Here is a 15,355-nt window from a genome sequence, read left to right as displayed (position 1 = left end):
AGTTGCGTTCGCTTGCGGGCTTTCGGCGAGTAGTGAATAAGGTAAGGGCAGGATGGCCGCAAGACTATTCCTGCTGACAGTCAAAAATCGCGCAACTCGTCGAACAAGTCCATCAAGCCATCCATGTCGACCAGCGCCGCACCGTGCTCGCCCATTTGCACCGCCAGTGCGTTCAGGCAACCAACCAGCGCTGCATGGATCTCTTCGCACTCGATCGTGCCTATGACGCTGCCGCGCTGGTCGATCTGGTTGAAGGTTGCCACATAGGCGGTGACCATTGTGGACAAGGCGGCCTGTACGGCATCGGCCGCCATGCTGGCGTTGACGCTGCGCGTGGCTGACAGCAACGCTGTGTAGGCGGAGGCCGCTTTTTTTGCCTTGGCGGGAGGCATCTCGTCGCGGCCATCCCAGTCGCGAAACGGGTTGTCCAGGTTTTCGGCCAGCCATTGGCTTTTGCGCGGCTGGGTCACCGAAAGGTCCAGGCCCAGGGCAGCGGCTTTTTTATATCCCTTCTTGACGGCCTGCGCCACGTCAAACGGCACGCTGCTAAGCCACAAGGTCGACAGGCGAGGCAGGTGTTGCGGTGCCGGAAATTGCTCTGCCGTGTAACCGAACAGGTCGTGCAAACTCAGCATTTGCAACTGCGCCAGCGCAGTGATGGCAGGCAGGTTTGACACTATGCCCGGCTTGCCTCCCAGATCCAGAAACCACAGATCAGGGAAACGCGCTACCACCGTCTCCAGGTCGATCTCCTTGGCCGCATAGAGCGTGAGGCCGCCCAGATGATCGAGGCCGCCGAAGGGTTTCACGTCGCCCTTGCAGGTCAGATACAACGCGCGTCCCTCGTCGCCGCAGTGCAGTTGCAACTGTGGCGATGGCTCGCCACGCAGTATCAGATGCATCAAGTCGTCATTAAGGTGCACCTTAATCACGCCGGTCACATCAATGCTCAGGCGTCTCAGGCGGCTGTCGCGCAGATCAAGCTCCGTCACCTGCGGCGAACGCCACAGCAGTTCAGTGATAAAGGGATGCTGATTCACATAGTCGAGCAGGGCCTGTGAACCATGCTCAGTGTGAATTTTGGTCAGGCATGGCAGTTGATCGAGTTCAGCAAGATCAGTGACTGACTGCAAGACGTTGTCTTCGATGCGATTGGTATCCTGGCGCAGCACATGACCGCCTATTGTCACCTCGACGTCGCCTGAAGCAGCCTTGAAACGCTGGCGCCGGGCTGCATCGATTTGCTCCCATTGCTGCTGGCGGTACAAGGTTTCGCCGGTATTCCAGTGGCCATACGTGGTGGTGTCGTCAAGCACCAGCGGCGCGATATTGCCCACCAGGGTGTAAGCGGCGGGCACCTCTGCGCTGACATAAACGTGTTCATGCTTGTCACGCCGGAAAAAGAAATCGGCCACTAGCGGGCGCATGGCCGCCAGTTCGCTCGGCTGCGGCAAGGCGTCGCCGCTCCAGTCCAGCTCCAGAACCGCCGCCATCAGTTGGCCCTTGCGCTCGCTGTTCTCCTTGAGCGCCGTCACTTGGCAGGCGACATACTGCCGCAGCTTGCTCGAATAAACGCTATAGATATCTCCAATCTCAGGCGCCACAGACTGTCCTTTCAAAGTTCACCTCATGTCGGTTAGACCCTAATCTAGCATGAGGGCAAGCTTCGGCCTGCGCGGCTGTGGCGGCCGTAGCGCAGCTTTGGCGCTGTCCATATAGTCAGGCACCTGAGACGGGTAGGTGTGATTCAGTTGGGGGGGGGAGTAGGTATTTGATGGCTGCCTGACGGCGTGAGCACGTCAGGACCTTGGCGGCAGGGCGAATCTATTTTTTCTTCGCGCTTGCCTCTTCAGCAAGGCACTCAAGAGCAAACTGCTCTGTGTACGTCATCTGGATCGGAGTGGTTTCTCCTTTGACGGTTCTTTCGCCTTCAAGGATGTAGCGAATGCGCTTATCCGTCACACCGATGCGCTTTGCGATCCAGGACGGTGTTTGTCCGATTCGCGAAATCAGTTTGTCGGCGTATTCGGTGGAGGGGTTATAGCGTTCAGCGTTGGGTGTCATGTGAGGTCCAGATGAGGGTTGGTCCGTGATGCATAGCATCAGTATGCAACACGGTCGGCCTGATCATGACATTTAGCTAGCTCGATGTGATCACTCCCATCTGCTCAAACGCCCATCGCATGCCCTGACATGCTGTTGTGGATTGCCGCAATGGTATGTGGCGGTATTTGCTGCGTTGAATCGGTAGCAGTCTCGTCAGTTGGCAACGCTGGAGCGCACAGTGCCTTCAACATGGCCGACTCTGCATCCAGTGTTCTGATTGCTTTCGCGTGGTTCGCTGCGATTTCACTGAGAGTTGACACGTTACGTCTCCTGGTTATATCCGGCGCATCGCTGCGTCCTTGAGCTTGAGTAAAAAGTTTGCTGCGTCAACATTAAGTCTTTTCAGTGCGGCTACTCACCTGTGTAGCAAACGCTACGCCAGTAAGCGGCCTGTCGGGCCGGGAGAACGGCCGTAAACGTATCCGTCTATCGGATAAAGGTGCGGGGGCGATGAGGCGCACCTGCTAAACGGGTGTTTGCTCAACCCGCAAGCGTCCTTTACCTGTATTGATTTGCTTAACCGCGAGATTCCGAGCGGGCTGTCTTGGTCTTGGGTCCTGCGAACACCCAGGCAATCAGCCCCAGAACGGGAACAAACACCAGTGCCAGAATCCACAGGCATTTGCTTTCACGGCTGCCTTCGCTTTTGACGATTCGCATCACCACCAGAAACTCGACGACCACCAGAATGGTCGCGAATACGATCCATAAAACGGGCATATTCATGATTGATGCTATTACGTTCCAGCTCTCTGAGTTACCCATCGTCATACACTCCCTCGGTCGTTAATGTTTAGTCACGATGGCGCTGCAAGGGTTCAATCGACGTGATTTTTGGGGCGCGTGCTGTCGCTTGGCTTCATACGGATCGAGAGGTCGGTTTTGGACTCCTCTGCATTCCGGCTGCCGCGTTGAATTGATCGAGTGAGTTTCAGCGCCGGTTTTGCGGATTGCTTGGCTCTAAGCAAGTGCTTGATGCATGGCCGTGGAGAAGAAGCTGTATAGAGAGAGGGGGGCAGGGCTCATGAAGAGCCAGCGACGGTCGTGCGGAGAAACAAGACTCGACATTATCGTGCCGTAGCCTTTGCTAGCCAGTGACGAATTTGCCTTTCCAGAATATCTCGCGTCGGTCCTTGCGACCGATTCTCTCGTGCTTGCTAAGCCCGTAAATACTTTCAAAAGCTTCGCTGTCGATGGCTTTATACATTTCCAGCTCTTCAGCTACCAATTGGTCGTACCGCGCTTCAGTAATAAAGCGATAAATGTCTCGCTGGTAGAAAAAGCCGAATTGAAATGCCAGGGTTTCACTGAAGTATTGTGATGTTGTCGGGAAGCAGTTTTCCAGGTCTATAGCCATGGGGATATCTTGCGGCGCCAGATTGACCATCACATTATTGGCCCAGAAATCCATGTGAGTAATCTGTTTGTTATGCAGCACGCGCAGGAGGCGAAAAGAAAGCTGGATGAATGTTTCGATCTCCCCTGGGGTCGACTCAATCCACGTCATGCCATTGATGTGCTCGCTGAGCAACTCAGTGAATATAAAATATTCCTGAGTGATTCCGAGTGGCGATTTGCTGTAGCCGAAACCTGCAAGAGGGGCAATCGGTGCGCCGCGACGATGAGCTTCAGCTGTATTGAGTACTTCTTCCACCGGCCAATCATACATGCCGTTTCGCTTGGCTCGTCCCAGGGTTACCCGGATTTTTGCTTTGAGGCTGTCGAGTGGCTGGGCTTTGGCAAAAAGTTCGTCTTCTACACCTTTCAGTGGAGCACTTACCCGCTCAAGGCCCGCAGCACGCCTGCCTTCAACTAGATGACGCAGCGCATCACGCTTGGCATCAGAGGGCGCTTTGACCAGGAACAGCGTGGAATCAAGATGTTTGAAGGTATGTGGAAACTGCTGATAAATCTCTTTGACCGCGGACATAAATCCTTCTTTATTCAGGCTAACTGCTATTCCATGCCGCATCTTAACAGTGGCGATAAGCTACATACAAACGGACTAATACTAATTCGCGCGACGTCGGTGTGCAGATTTGTGCTGTGAAGCAATCAGGATAAAGGTGGCGATTTTCCTGGCAGTCGACATTAATCGGGAGGTGATGGCTTGAACGGTCAAACCACAGGTTTCGTTTTTCACAAATCTGGGCTATAGCTAAAGCTCATTATTTTGTAAGGCAAGGAGCAGTCGATGTCGGAAGTAGAGCAGAGCCTCACAGCCACGTCCCAGGACGTGAAATATGATGAGCTGATCGCGCATCTGAAGGATCAAGGCAAGCAAATCGACTGGTTATTGCAGTTTCTGGTCAAGTTTGTCGTCACCACGCCGGTAGAAATCGGCATAACGCTCTCTGTTGGCGGCAATCTCGTCTCGGGTCAGTTGATCTCGCACGACACGTACTTCAAGCAGCTTGCTGAGGATATGGCTGCTCCGCTGGCTCAATTTGACGGTGGCGTCGACGAGTCCATGAAAAAAATTATCTTGTCCTTCACGCCTGGCGAGTCGGCAGACGAAACCACGGCATTTCACTTCATTCATTTGAAAGACTGCAAAACCTACTCCAGCGACCAGAGCCCTATTTGCGCAGAGGGCGTGTTGTGGCGCGGCAAGATTGCCTCAGTGGACGGATTTACGATGGGCCTGCTGGTCAGGACCTGAGCCATACACACTTGATCAAGCCCCGGCACATGCCGGGGTTTCTTATGGCCAAAAGTCGCGACCTGATAAAGCGTCGCAGATGTTCAGCAGGATCAAGGGCGTTAGATAGCAGCGGGGTGGTTACACCGCTTGTCTGGCGAACGATTTGACGATGGATTTGGTAGCCGCGCTGGCATTGAGGTCGCTGACGTTTTTGACATGCGACCATTTGCACGCGGCAATCTCGTTCTGCGGCGCAGGTTGGGCCGAGGATGAGAGTACAGCCATAAAGATATAGTGCATGACGTTATCTTTCTCGTACTCATCCAGGTAAACCAGATCGAGATTCTCCAGCCCGGTCTCCTCGCTCAGCTCACGAACTGCTGCCTGCTCCGGCGTCTCGCCGACTTCAATCTTGCCGCCCGGCAGAGCCCATTTTGACTTTGGCTTGCGCACGTACAGAATCCTGCCGTCACGCTTGCAAATCACGGTTGCCCGCTCTTTCATCAGTATTCACCTCTTATGTAATCGCCGCCTTATCGGGAGCGGACGCATTACTTCAAAATTGCGAAGGTGATTAAGATGTTTGATACGGTAATCATAATGTCACAAAACCTTCATTAAACTGACTTAAGCAGGAATGGTGCCATTTTTGGCCTCCCTGCCTACTTGTTTCGGTATGAGCAGCAGAAAACTTGAGGGTCAACCTCGCGCTTGACCTTGATAGGGCTATAGAGCCCTCAGCCAGTTGAACGCGGCTGCGCATGATGAAGGCCAGTTTGCAGGCCTTCCTCGTGAGCGTGTAGGTACATATGTCTGCCATACCTGAATGCAGATCCTTCGCCCTCAAAAGGTGCAGGCAGGATGGTCTACAAATGAGCGTGGGCAGCGACTCGTAAAATAGAATACGTTTATTAATGACCGCCCATCGGAAGCTTACGGCTATATCAACGGACGCAGTGTCCTATGACTTGGAAGGGGGTCTTTGTCCAAGGGTCTCCATCGCTAAAAGGCTTAACTTATGACTATGCACATTGATTTCAGCGCGCAAGCAAACGTATTGATGTTTGAGCTGAACGACGCAACCGCCGCGATGATGGGAATGGTTGGAATCCACCAGACCACGGGGCCTGTGTGGATCGCTGCCACTGCGCGTCAAAGTCTTTCCTTTGGTCGCTGGAACGCATTCATCAAGAAATCCGAAATGTACGGTCATGCGTTGAACTGACAAAGGCTGAAAATCGCATGACTTATCGTCACTGCATTTCTTATCGATTCAACGAGCAAGCGCGTGAGCACCTGCTCGAACTGGATCAACAGTCGCTACCCGCGCATATCGCAGCTCTACATTTACTGCAGTTGCACTTCGGCGACGCAGAGAACAGCCTGATCATGCCTACGGCCGACGCGCCTCCCGCATCGGTACTGGATCAGGCTCAGCTGTTAGGTATTACCTCCATTACCTCCCGCCCCATTGCCTGAATTATCCGGTGGTCTTTTGGCTGCCTGATTAACGATTTCACTATCTCGTCCCAATATTTTCTGACCTTGAACCTGGTTGCGCTCAAGGCTGAAGTTCGCTTGCCGATAATTCTGGCGGCTTTCTTGCAGATGATATGAATATGCCACTTGCACGGTTTTGCACACGCCGCGAATATAAGCGCCTGCTGTCTTTGGTTTTGGAGCTTTCATGAGTGTTCCGCCCTTGGCCTCTGACCGAGCTCAATCAAGTGTTGGTGATGATCCTGCCAGTCGATACCTGGCCGACGCCGCGTCGGCTGCTGTAGCGAACTTAGGTGGTGAACCTATCGACGTAGTACTTGCCGCAATCCAGGATCGGATGGGGGATGTGCCGTGGGCGGTGTATGCCGTCGGCGACCCTATGCATCTGTTGGGGCATGGCGAAAGCCCGATGCGCTGGTCCGTGAGCGTTGCCAACGACCGGTTCGATGATTTCTGTCGCGAATACGCGTTGCAGCGCTGGGCCGCCGGTAAAGGCGAGGGCGTGCTGGCGTGGCTGGTCGCGCCGCAAAACGAAGCCTGCGACACAGACTTGCCCGCATTGGCACTACGTCTGGGGCACCGTCTTCAGACCGACGCCCTGGCGCGGGCCCAGATCACCCAGAGGGTGCTCTATGAAATTACCTATCTGGCCAGTTCGACCCGAGATCGCGGCGCGTTTCTGGAGGGCGTGCACCATCAGCTTGCTTCTCTGATTGATGCGGAGAATCTTTACCTCGCGCTCTACGATTCCGACACCGATAAAATCACCTATCCGTATTACGTCGACATCACTGATCTGGACGCGCTGGAGTCAGAGGCGTCTGAATATATGGATCGGTCACGGCTATCGATGACCGGCTACGTCTTGAACAGCGCCCAACCGCTGTTTGTCGACGCGGCGGCCATTGAGCGGGCCCAGCTGCAAAAGCGCTTCTACTGCGTAGGCCATCGCCCGGAGTTCTGGATGGGGGCACCACTGAAGAATGCCTCGGACGAAGTATTTGGCATGCTGGCCATGCAGGTGTATGACGTTTCCCGGGTTTACAGTGCCGAGGATCGAGCCTTGTTTCTGGTCGTGGTTCGCCATGTGGCCATGGCGCTGGATCGTATCCTGCACCGCGCTGATCTCGAACGAACGGTCATGTTGCGCACCCAGGAACTCTCGGCTCTTAATAACGCGCTGCGTCAGGAAGTTGCTGAGCGCGAGCGTGCCGAGCACCTGCAAAGTGCGCTGTTCCAGATAGCCGAACTGTCCAGTCAGCCTGGTGATATGGCTGAACTGTTCCACAGCCTGCATTTGATTGTGGGCGAGTTATTGGTTGCCCTGAACTTTTACATCGCGTTGTTTGACACTTCCACGGGAGAAGTGACATTCCCTTACTACGTCGACGAAAGTCAGGCTATTCGTCCCGCTGCGCGGCGGGGCCAGCGTGGCCTAACGGAGTATGTGATACGCCAGCGCCGTGCTTGCCTGATCGATCAGGATGAAACCCTGAGGCTTGAAGCCTGCGGTGAGATTGATGTGGTGAGAGAGGGCGCCCGTTCCTCGTCATGGCTTGGGATTCCGCTGTTCGACGGCAATGATGTGCGGGGTGTGCTTGCCGTTCAAAGCTATTCGCCGCTGGTACGTTACTCGTTACGCGATCAGGAACTGCTGACCTTCGTTTCCAGGCACATCGACACCGCGCTCTCTCGGCGCAGCGCGGCTGAAGCGGTGCACACTGCGAATCTACGCCTCGAAGCGCGTGTTCAGGACCGCACCCGGGAGCTGGATTACGCCAACGCCAAGCTTCAGCACGAAAACTCTCATGACTCACTTACCGGCCTGCCGAACCGCAGCCATTTGCAGCAGCGCCTGCATGCGGAGTGGCTGGAGTTTCGCACTACCGGTCGTGAATTGGGGGTGATGTTCATCGACCTGGATCGCTTCAAGCTGGTTAATGACAGTCTGGGTCATCACTTTGGCGATCAGTTGCTGACGCAGGCAGCTGATCGCTTGCGTGGCTGCATGCGCGAGTCTGATCTACTGGCGCGTCTGGGTGGCGATGAGTTTGCTGTCTTGGCCACGGGTGCATCGCTGGATACGGCCATTGGCATTGCCGAGCGAATACTTGCGGCTTTCGATTTGCCGTTCTTCATTGATGGTCACGCGGTCTTTTCGTCCTGCAGCATTGGCGTGGTCGGGGCTGACAGCCAGTTTCATGAGATGCCTGCTGATTTGCTGCGCGATGCTGATATGGCCATGTATCGGGTCAAGAACGGTGGTCGCGACAGTTATGCGGTGTTCAACCAGGAGTTGCGCCGCGAGGTGTCGGACCAGGTCGAGCGCGAGGGCGCATTGCGTAATGCCCTCAAGCGCAAGGATGAGCTGATTCCGTATTTCCAGCCGATCATTGATGTCAACAGTGGCAAGTTGTTAGCTTTGGAAGCCTTGATCCGCTGGCGCCAACCCGACGGCAAAATTCTGGCTCCCGGTCAGTTCCTCCCTGCGCTGGAAGGCCTGCGTCTGATCGGTCGGCTCGACTTGTACATGTTGCGCTGTGTCGTGGAGATTCTAGCGCGGCCGGGCAATGAGCACTGGCCGACGGTGCATGTGAACTGCTCCAGCTACAGCATTACCCGCCCCGAGTTTGCCGGTGAAGTACTGACACTGCTGGCAAATTACGAAATGGCGCCTTCGCGGATCTGTCTGGAGCTTACCGAAGGTGCATTGGTTGCCGAGCCGGAGTTGGCCCGGCAATCGATGAAGCAGCTCGCTGATCACGGCATGTCAGTGGTACTGGATGATTTTGGCGCGGGTTTTTCGTCCCTCAGTTACGTCCACCAGTATCACTTCAGCGGCTTGAAGATCGACAAGTCGTTCACCCTCGAGCTGACCACCAGCTCCCGCAGCCGGGCCATTGTGCGTGCGATCGTACGGATGGCCGAGTCTCTCGATTTGACCGTGGTAGCGGAGGGCGTTGAAGATCAGGCCACCCTTGATCTGTTACGGGAGATCGGTGCGGGTCAGGCCCAGGGTTACTTCTTCGCTGTACCGCTGCCCGAGGACAAGCTGCTGTTGAATGACAATTAGTTGACCGGCAATCCTCGGCCACAGTTGGCTGCCAATTGCCGCATTTCGGTTGAGGTATAAAACTGCCTGCCTTGTAATCCGTGGGCCTTAGGGCGGCGAGTGAAATGGCATCAGTCTTGCTGTACAGGTTGTGCATCACAACAGGCAGCAGGAGGTAAGCATGATTACCGCTAGTATCAGTGCGCTCCATCACCTGGTTTCTCAGGCGGTGGCTCGCAAGACTCAAGACGATGTGGCAACCGATGCGTTCTCCGTCCCAACCGGTGCTACCAGCCCGGTCCCGGCCGTGGATCCCGTCGCGCAGAACAGTGGCAGTCAGCAGAACGAGGCATATGACGAGGCGTTTGCCAAAATGCTCCTCAGCCTGAAGACGGCTACGCAAAATACTGACAATGACGCGGCACCTTCGTTTGTCTCTGCAGGCAACGACAACAGCATTGCGGCCCGCGATTCAGCGGTCACCAGCGAAGCTGATGTGGCTGAAGTGGCATCGAAGTTCACCTCGGCTCAGCAGGAGTTCTCGGATTATATGAACCTGACGCCCGCGGAGAAAATGCGCGAGCAACTGACCGGAGTCAGTAAGGAAGAATATGAGTCCATGTCCCCTGAGCAGAAGCTGGACGCCGACACCAAGCTTCAGGCCGCTCTGAAAGAGCAGCAGCAACAGACGACCGCTGACGTAAACAGCAAAATCCTCGCGGCCCGGTTGGCGCTGGTTTAAGGCTGGTCTACGGATTTGCGTATATTCTGTGGGAGCAGAGCTTGCTCGCGATAAGGCTGTATGCGGTTCATTTTAGAACGCGTCCAGCCTTATCGCGGGCAAGCACCGCTCCCACAAGGTTCGGTGTTCGCTTTTTAAAGGCGTAGGCCTTCACCCCAACTGATCCCGATACGGCAAGTCCGGCCCGACCTTGGTGCAGGTCAGCGCCGCGGCCTGGACGGCGAACCTGAGCATTTCATCCACGGTTTCCTTGCGCAGAGTCGGCAAGCTGAGCGGGTCATCCAGCTGGTGTTCGGTCAGGAAGGTAATCAGCGCGGCCTGGAAGGTATCGCCTGCGCCAACCGTGTCGGCAGTCACGACTTTCTGCGCAGCAACTGACCAGCTGCCGTGCTGACGAGTAAAGACCGTTGCTCCCTCAGTACCCTGAGTCAGCACCACCAATTGGCAACGCTTGCTCAACCAACTCTGGGCGACGACCTGTGGGTCTTTGTCGGGGTAGAGCAGGTTCAAGTCTTCGTCGCTGACCTTGATGATGTGAGCGTGCTCGGCAAAGGCGCTGATCTGCTCCCGCCACCGGTTGATATCCGGTGCCGGGTTGAGGCGTACATTGGGGTCCAGGGTGATCAGCCGTTTGCCGCTCTCCCTTGCCACCAAGGCCAGCAGCGTGTCGGCGATGGGTTGAACCACCAGTGAGAACGAGCCGATATGAATCCCGCGTACCTGCTCATCCAGCTCCGGCAAGTGCTCAAGGCGCAGCTGTCGATCCGCGCAGCCCTCGCCGCGAAAGCTGTAGTGTGGCGAACCGTCAGCACCGACTGCCACCATGGCGAGGGTCGTCGGCGCATTGAAATCAATCAGGTAATCAGGTCTTACGCCTTCTTTATCCAGTACGGCGCGCAGGCGCTTACCCAGGTAGTCACTGGACAGCCCGGCAAACAGGCCCGCGTCGATGCCCTGGCGGCGAAGGCCTACCGCAACGTTGAAAGGTGAACCGCCCGCAATCGCCTGAAAGCCCAGTTTGTTGAGCTGCCCGCCGTTGTCGGGCTGGCTGAAAAAGTCGAACAGTGCTTCGCCACAAACGAGAAACATAGGTGCTCCTGAAATAGATGCGTCAGTCGGGCTCAGAAGTTGGAATCAGAGCGCCTGCAACTGATTGCGATACCGCTCATAGATCTGTTGATAGTCGGCGACGTTCTGCGGGACGGGCCGGGTTTCACTGCTGTTATCGAGGCTTACGCAGCGTGCACACAGAATATCCAGCGTCTCGCCTGCCTCCTGTAGATTGGCGTGACACCATGCAGCCTGGATCGCAGCGCCCAAGGCCGCTGCTTCGGCCTGCTCAGTGCAGATCACCGGCGTATCCATGATATCGGCAACGATCTGCCGCCATACCGCGCTCTTGGCGCCGCCGCCGATCAGGCGAATCTTAGCGCTTTTGATGCCGCTGGCGCGCAACAGATCCAGACCGTAGCGCAAGCCGAACGTGGTGCCCTCGACCACTGCCCGACACAGGTTGGCCCGGGTCAGATTGGTGGCGTCCAGTCCCAGAATACTGCCGGTGGCGTGGGGCAGGGCAGGTACGCGTTCGCCGTTGAGAAACGGCAGCATCGATACGCCTTCTGCACCAATCGGGGCCTGGCTTACGGCCTGGTTAAAGGCGGCGATGTCCAGGCCCAGTAGCTCCCGCACCACGCCCGTGGCATTGGTCAGATTCATGGTGCAGATCAAAGGCAGCCAGCCGCCGGAAGATGAGCAGAAAGTCGCTACTGAAGCCTGCTCACTCACGCGTGCCTGATCGGCAAAGGCATAAACGGTGCCCGATGAGCCGAGGCTCATGGTGATCGCACCCGGATGAATGTTGCCAGTGCCGATAGCGCCCATCATGTTGTCGCCGCCACCACTGGAAATCACAGCGTTGGGATTGATGTCCAGGCGTCGGGCAATCTCCGGCAAGACCGTGCCAACCGGCTGATGCGCCTCCAGCAATTCAGGCAGTGCCCGGCTCAGATTGCCGCTGGGATCAATGTGCTCAAGGATCGCCAGATCCCACTGCCGAGTGCGCACATTGAAATACCCGGTGCCCGATGCATCGCCATACTCGCTGGCGCAACGACCGGTCAGCCAGTAGTTGAGGTAATCATGGGGCAGCAGGATCTTGTCGATGCGCGCAAAGAGTTCGGGGTGCTGCTCCTTGGTCCACAGCAGCTTGGACACGGTGTAGCCCGGCGCAATGGCAATGCCAAGACGCTGCAGCGAGCCTTTTTCGCCGCCCAGATACTCCAGCAACAGGTCATTTTGCGGCGTGCTTTCGGTGTCGCACCACAGTTTGGCCGGGCGCAGAACCTGACCGTCGGCATCCAGTAGTACGAGCCCGTGCTGCTGGCCCGAGACGCCAATGCCGAGTATCTGCTGTCCGGAAATGCCCGCTTCAAGCAGCGCCCCGGCAGTCGCTTGCTCGAAGGCGGTCAGCCATTGCTGCACATCCTGCTCGCGACGACCGTTATGGCCACTGATCATGCTGTGCGGCGCAGCTCCCTGGCCCAGCACCTGGCCGGTGTGGGCGTCGAGAACGATCACCTTGGTGCCTTGGGTCCCGCAATCAATTCCGAGAAACATAGGCACCTCAGGCAGATTTGGCCAACAGGTTTTCCAGAGTTTTGCTGACGCCCAGTTGCTTGAGGCTGTTCAGGTTCTTTTCAAAGGCAGCTACAAATTCAGCTGACCGTGGAATTGCAGTACCGAAGATCTCTTCGACGTCCAGCAAGCGTTGAACGATCAAAACGTCGTCGGCCACCAGTGCCTTGCAGAACTCCGCACGAGGATCGACGATCTTGTAGGCCACGCCGTTTTCGCCTTCGGTGCCTTGCAGGTACAACGCCCAGGCGGCCACCACTAGCGAGGCGCGCTCCAGGCTACCCTGATCATGAATCAACTGATTGATGGTGGGGACCGTGAACTTGGGAAACTTCGACGAACCATCCGAGCAGACTCGCTCCAGTTGATCCGCGATTGCCTGATTGGAGAAGCGCTCGATCAGCGTGTCCTTGTAGCCTTCCAGATCAATGCCTGGTACCGAAGCCAGTTGCGGTGTGACGTCCTGGTCCATGTAAGCCCGGATATAGGCAACGAACAGCGGATCATTCATGGTCTCGTGAACGAAACGATAGCCCTTGAGTGCGCCCAAATAGGTCAGCGCCAAGTGGCTGCCGTTGAGCAGCTTGATCTTCATTTCCTCGTAAGGAGTAACGTCGTCGGTGAATTGCACCCCGACTTTTTCCCACGCCGGACGACCGTCGACAAATTTGTCTTCCAGCACCCATTGCACAAAGGGCTCGCAGACCACCGGCCAGGCATCATCAATGCCTTTTTCGTCGGCCAGTTTCAGGCGATGGGAAGTGCTGGTCATTGGCGTGATGCGGTCGACCATAGCGTTGGGAAAGCTGACCTGTTCGGCAATCCAGTCATGCAAATCCGGGTTGCCCTGGGCAGCGAACGCCAGCAGCGCTTTACGCGCCACTGCGCCGTTGTGTGGCAGGTTATCGCAGGACATCACGGTAAAAGCCGATGTGCCCGCGGTGCGACGTTTTGCCAGTGCGGCGCAGAGCAATCCGAAAACGGTGCGCGGCGCGTCTGGGTAGGCCAGATCGTGCTGGATCTGCGGCAAGTGGGTCATGAACTGGCCGTTACTGTCATCAATGCAGTAGCCCCCCTCGGTGATAGTCAGCGAAACGATGCGAATCTGCGGGCTGGCCAGCTTGTCGATGACGGTCTGGATATCGTCCTCGGCCAGCAGCATGCCGCTGATGGACGCGATGATCCGGGTTTCGGTGTCAGGCGTATCGCCCAGTTCGTAAAGCGTATAGAGATAATCCTGACTGGCGAGGGCATCACGCACGCCGCGGTCTTCCGGGCGCAGGCCGATGCCGCAAATGCTCCAGTCCAGACCCTCGCCGCTGTTCATCAATGCGTCGGTATAAAACGCCTGGTGCGCACGATGGAAACCACCGACGCCAATGTGGGCAATGCCCTGAGTGGTACTTTCCGGGCTGTAGGCGGGCAGGGCGATGCTGCGCTCAAGCTGAGACAGATTCTGTTTGTTCAATTTCATGGCGATGATCCCTAATTCTCAAGCGGCGACCGGCAGGGCTTGGGCAATCACCAGGCCTTGGGCGTCGAACAAGTGGCAGTGGGCGCTATCCAGATGCAGATTGAGCGTGTCGCCATACTGGCTGGCCAGATCCCCACGAATGCGCATGGTCAGGGCTTCACCGGAGCGGGTCCGCACGTGACAATAAGTGTCGCTGCCGAGCCGCTCACTGACGTCGGCAATCACCTGCATCTGGCAGTCGCCTTCTTTGGCCAGGTTCAGATGTTCCGGGCGAATGCCGAGGGTGACTGGATCGCCGACACTTTGTTGCGCGTTGCCGAACGGCAGGTTGATGACTGCGTCCGCATCAAGCGTCACCTCGCAACCGCTAGTATCAACGCGGCTGATCATGCCTTTGAGAAAGCCCATTTTCGGTGTGCCGAGAAAACCCGCGACAAACAGATTGGCCGGATGGTGATACAGCTCAAGCGGGGAGCCCACTTGCTCGACTTTTCCGCCATTGAGCACCACGACTTTGTCCGCCAGGGTCATGGCTTCGACCTGATCGTGGGTCACGTAAATCATCGTTGCTTGCAGTTCTTTGTGCAGGCGCGATAGCTCAAGACGGGTTTGCACACGCAGCGCGGCGTCGAGGTTCGACAAGGGCTCGTCGAACAGGAAGATTTTCGGGTTACGCACAATGGCGCGACCAATCGCGACCCGCTGACGTTGACCGCCGGACAGCTGTTTGGGTTTGCGCTCCAGCAAAGGGCCCAGCTCAAGGATGCGAGCGGCCTCATCGACTTTCTTTTTGATGACGGCTTTGTCGCCACCGGCCAGATCCAGGGCAAAAGACAGGTTCTTGCCCACGGTCATATGGGGATACAAGGCGTAAGTCTGGAACACCATGGCCAGGTCACGCTTGGCCGGCGTCACTTGAGTAATGTCCCGGCCGTCCAGTTCGATGGTGCCGGACGTGACATCTTCCAGCCCGGCGATCAAGCGCAGCAGGGTGGATTTGCCGCAGCCCGACGGGCCAACGAAAACCACAAACTCGCGATCTTTCACGTCCAGATCGATACCTTTGATGATCTGGTGACCATCGAAGCCTTTTTGCAGATTTCTGATGCTGAGGTTAGCCATGGTGGCCTCCGTTCTTATTCTTGAATATTTCAGAAATGGGTGAACAGCATCCCTGTTGGAACGGTCCCGTTGTCCATGGCA

15 protein-coding genes are annotated in these 15,355 nt (G+C 56.4%); 5 read left to right on the top strand and 10 right to left on the bottom strand.

Annotated elements, in window-relative coordinates; genetic code table 11:
* Positions 1-80: 80 nt before the first annotated feature.
* The 4 genes from H8S59_RS04915 to H8S59_RS04900 form a co-directional block, all read right to left on the bottom strand.
* Complete coding sequence (locus tag H8S59_RS04915; protein WP_187520676.1) at positions 81-1,604, bottom strand: hypothetical protein; 1,524 nt, start codon at positions 1,602-1,604, stop codon at positions 81-83.
* Positions 1,605-1,824: 220 nt separating this feature from the next.
* Positions 1,825-2,064 (bottom strand): hypothetical protein, encoded by a 240-nt coding sequence (locus tag H8S59_RS04910; RefSeq protein WP_095093957.1) that lies wholly within the window; start codon positions 2,062-2,064, stop codon positions 1,825-1,827.
* A 558-nt stretch (positions 2,065-2,622) separates the two neighbouring features.
* Entirely contained in the window at positions 2,623-2,832 is a 210-nt protein-coding gene (locus H8S59_RS04905) for a PLD nuclease N-terminal domain-containing protein (RefSeq protein WP_176469832.1), read from the bottom strand.
* A 361-nt stretch (positions 2,833-3,193) separates the two neighbouring features.
* Positions 3,194-4,036, bottom strand: coding sequence for a hypothetical protein (locus tag H8S59_RS04900; RefSeq protein WP_095093954.1), 843 nt, complete (start codon positions 4,034-4,036; stop codon positions 3,194-3,196).
* A gap of 264 nt (positions 4,037-4,300) precedes the next feature.
* Here H8S59_RS04900 and gvpU point away from each other — a divergent pair, with 264 nt between their 5' ends.
* Complete coding sequence (gene gvpU, locus H8S59_RS04895) at positions 4,301-4,768, top strand: gas vesicle accessory protein GvpU (protein WP_095093953.1); 468 nt, start codon at positions 4,301-4,303, stop codon at positions 4,766-4,768.
* Between the two features lie 120 nt (positions 4,769-4,888).
* Here the strand turns inward: gvpU and H8S59_RS04890 are convergent, their stop codons facing one another.
* Positions 4,889-5,254, bottom strand: coding sequence for an NUDIX hydrolase (locus tag H8S59_RS04890; RefSeq protein ID WP_187520675.1), 366 nt, complete (start codon positions 5,252-5,254; stop codon positions 4,889-4,891).
* 514 nt (positions 5,255-5,768) lie between these two features.
* On the opposite strand from H8S59_RS04890, the gene H8S59_RS04885 reads away from it, so the two are divergent.
* Positions 5,769-5,975: a hypothetical protein gene (locus H8S59_RS04885; RefSeq protein WP_187520674.1), complete on the top strand. Its 207-nt coding sequence runs from the start codon at positions 5,769-5,771 to the stop codon at positions 5,973-5,975.
* 17 nt (positions 5,976-5,992) lie between these two features.
* Positions 5,993-6,229, top strand: a complete 237-nt coding sequence (locus H8S59_RS04880; protein ID WP_095093950.1) for a hypothetical protein — start codon at positions 5,993-5,995, stop codon at positions 6,227-6,229.
* Here H8S59_RS04880 and H8S59_RS04875 read toward each other — a convergent pair.
* Positions 6,191-6,439, bottom strand: coding sequence for a hypothetical protein (locus tag H8S59_RS04875; protein ID WP_187520673.1), 249 nt, complete (start codon positions 6,437-6,439; stop codon positions 6,191-6,193). The genes H8S59_RS04880 and H8S59_RS04875 overlap by 39 nt on opposite strands.
* Between H8S59_RS04875 and H8S59_RS04870 the strand changes: the two genes are divergently transcribed.
* Both H8S59_RS04870 and H8S59_RS04865 read left to right on the top strand, forming a co-directional pair.
* Positions 6,438-9,323: a sensor domain-containing phosphodiesterase gene (locus H8S59_RS04870; protein WP_176469831.1), complete on the top strand. Its 2,886-nt coding sequence runs from the start codon at positions 6,438-6,440 to the stop codon at positions 9,321-9,323. The two genes, H8S59_RS04875 and H8S59_RS04870, sit on opposite strands and share 2 nt — an antisense overlap.
* A gap of 160 nt (positions 9,324-9,483) precedes the next feature.
* Positions 9,484-10,044, top strand: a complete 561-nt coding sequence (locus tag H8S59_RS04865) for a hypothetical protein (RefSeq protein ID WP_095093949.1) — start codon at positions 9,484-9,486, stop codon at positions 10,042-10,044.
* Positions 10,045-10,194: 150 nt separating this feature from the next.
* Here H8S59_RS04865 and H8S59_RS04860 read toward each other — a convergent pair whose 3' ends face one another.
* From H8S59_RS04860 to H8S59_RS04845, 4 genes are read right to left on the bottom strand one after another with little or no spacing between them, the layout of a single operon-like run.
* Positions 10,195-11,133, bottom strand: a complete 939-nt coding sequence (locus H8S59_RS04860; RefSeq protein ID WP_187520672.1) for a carbohydrate kinase family protein — start codon at positions 11,131-11,133, stop codon at positions 10,195-10,197.
* Between the two features lie 45 nt (positions 11,134-11,178).
* Positions 11,179-12,660 (bottom strand): xylulokinase, encoded by a 1,482-nt coding sequence (gene xylB / locus H8S59_RS04855; protein WP_187520671.1) that lies wholly within the window; start codon positions 12,658-12,660, stop codon positions 11,179-11,181.
* 7 nt (positions 12,661-12,667) lie between these two features.
* Positions 12,668-14,152 (bottom strand): mannitol dehydrogenase family protein, encoded by a 1,485-nt coding sequence (locus tag H8S59_RS04850; RefSeq protein ID WP_187520670.1) that lies wholly within the window; start codon positions 14,150-14,152, stop codon positions 12,668-12,670.
* An 18-nt stretch (positions 14,153-14,170) separates the two neighbouring features.
* Positions 14,171-15,274 carry an ABC transporter ATP-binding protein gene (locus tag H8S59_RS04845; RefSeq protein ID WP_187520669.1) on the bottom strand — a complete coding sequence of 368 codons (1,104 nt, stop codon included), beginning with the start codon at positions 15,272-15,274 and terminating at the stop codon, positions 14,171-14,173.
* Between the last annotated feature and the right edge of the window lie 81 nt (positions 15,275-15,355).

It is taken from the genome of Pseudomonas folii (assembly GCF_014357575.1).
Taxonomy (GTDB): domain Bacteria; phylum Pseudomonadota; class Gammaproteobacteria; order Pseudomonadales; family Pseudomonadaceae; genus Aquipseudomonas; species Aquipseudomonas folii.
This window is presented reverse-complemented; position numbering and strand designations above follow the sequence as displayed.

Coding starts and splice junctions, on each gene's coding strand:
- gvpU (WP_095093953.1), top strand. CDS start 4,301: ATGTCGGAAGTAGAGCAGAGCCTCACAGCCACGTCCCAGGACGTGAAA.
- H8S59_RS04900 (WP_095093954.1), bottom strand. CDS start 4,036: ATGTCCGCGGTCAAAGAGATTTATCAGCAGTTTCCACATACCTTCAAA.
- H8S59_RS04885 (WP_187520674.1), top strand. CDS start 5,769: ATGACTATGCACATTGATTTCAGCGCGCAAGCAAACGTATTGATGTTT.
- H8S59_RS04850 (WP_187520670.1), bottom strand. CDS start 14,152: ATGAAATTGAACAAACAGAATCTGTCTCAGCTTGAGCGCAGCATCGCC.
- H8S59_RS04875 (WP_187520673.1), bottom strand. CDS start 6,439: ATGAAAGCTCCAAAACCAAAGACAGCAGGCGCTTATATTCGCGGCGTG.
- H8S59_RS04910 (WP_095093957.1), bottom strand. CDS start 2,064: ATGACACCCAACGCTGAACGCTATAACCCCTCCACCGAATACGCCGAC.
- H8S59_RS04845 (WP_187520669.1), bottom strand. CDS start 15,274: ATGGCTAACCTCAGCATCAGAAATCTGCAAAAAGGCTTCGATGGTCAC.
- xylB (WP_187520671.1), bottom strand. CDS start 12,660: ATGTTTCTCGGAATTGATTGCGGGACCCAAGGCACCAAGGTGATCGTT.
- H8S59_RS04905 (WP_176469832.1), bottom strand. CDS start 2,832: ATGAATATGCCCGTTTTATGGATCGTATTCGCGACCATTCTGGTGGTC.
- H8S59_RS04860 (WP_187520672.1), bottom strand. CDS start 11,133: ATGTTTCTCGTTTGTGGCGAAGCACTGTTCGACTTTTTCAGCCAGCCC.
- H8S59_RS04890 (WP_187520675.1), bottom strand. CDS start 5,254: ATGAAAGAGCGGGCAACCGTGATTTGCAAGCGTGACGGCAGGATTCTG.
- H8S59_RS04870 (WP_176469831.1), top strand. CDS start 6,438: ATGAGTGTTCCGCCCTTGGCCTCTGACCGAGCTCAATCAAGTGTTGGT.
- H8S59_RS04880 (WP_095093950.1), top strand. CDS start 5,993: ATGACTTATCGTCACTGCATTTCTTATCGATTCAACGAGCAAGCGCGT.
- H8S59_RS04865 (WP_095093949.1), top strand. CDS start 9,484: ATGATTACCGCTAGTATCAGTGCGCTCCATCACCTGGTTTCTCAGGCG.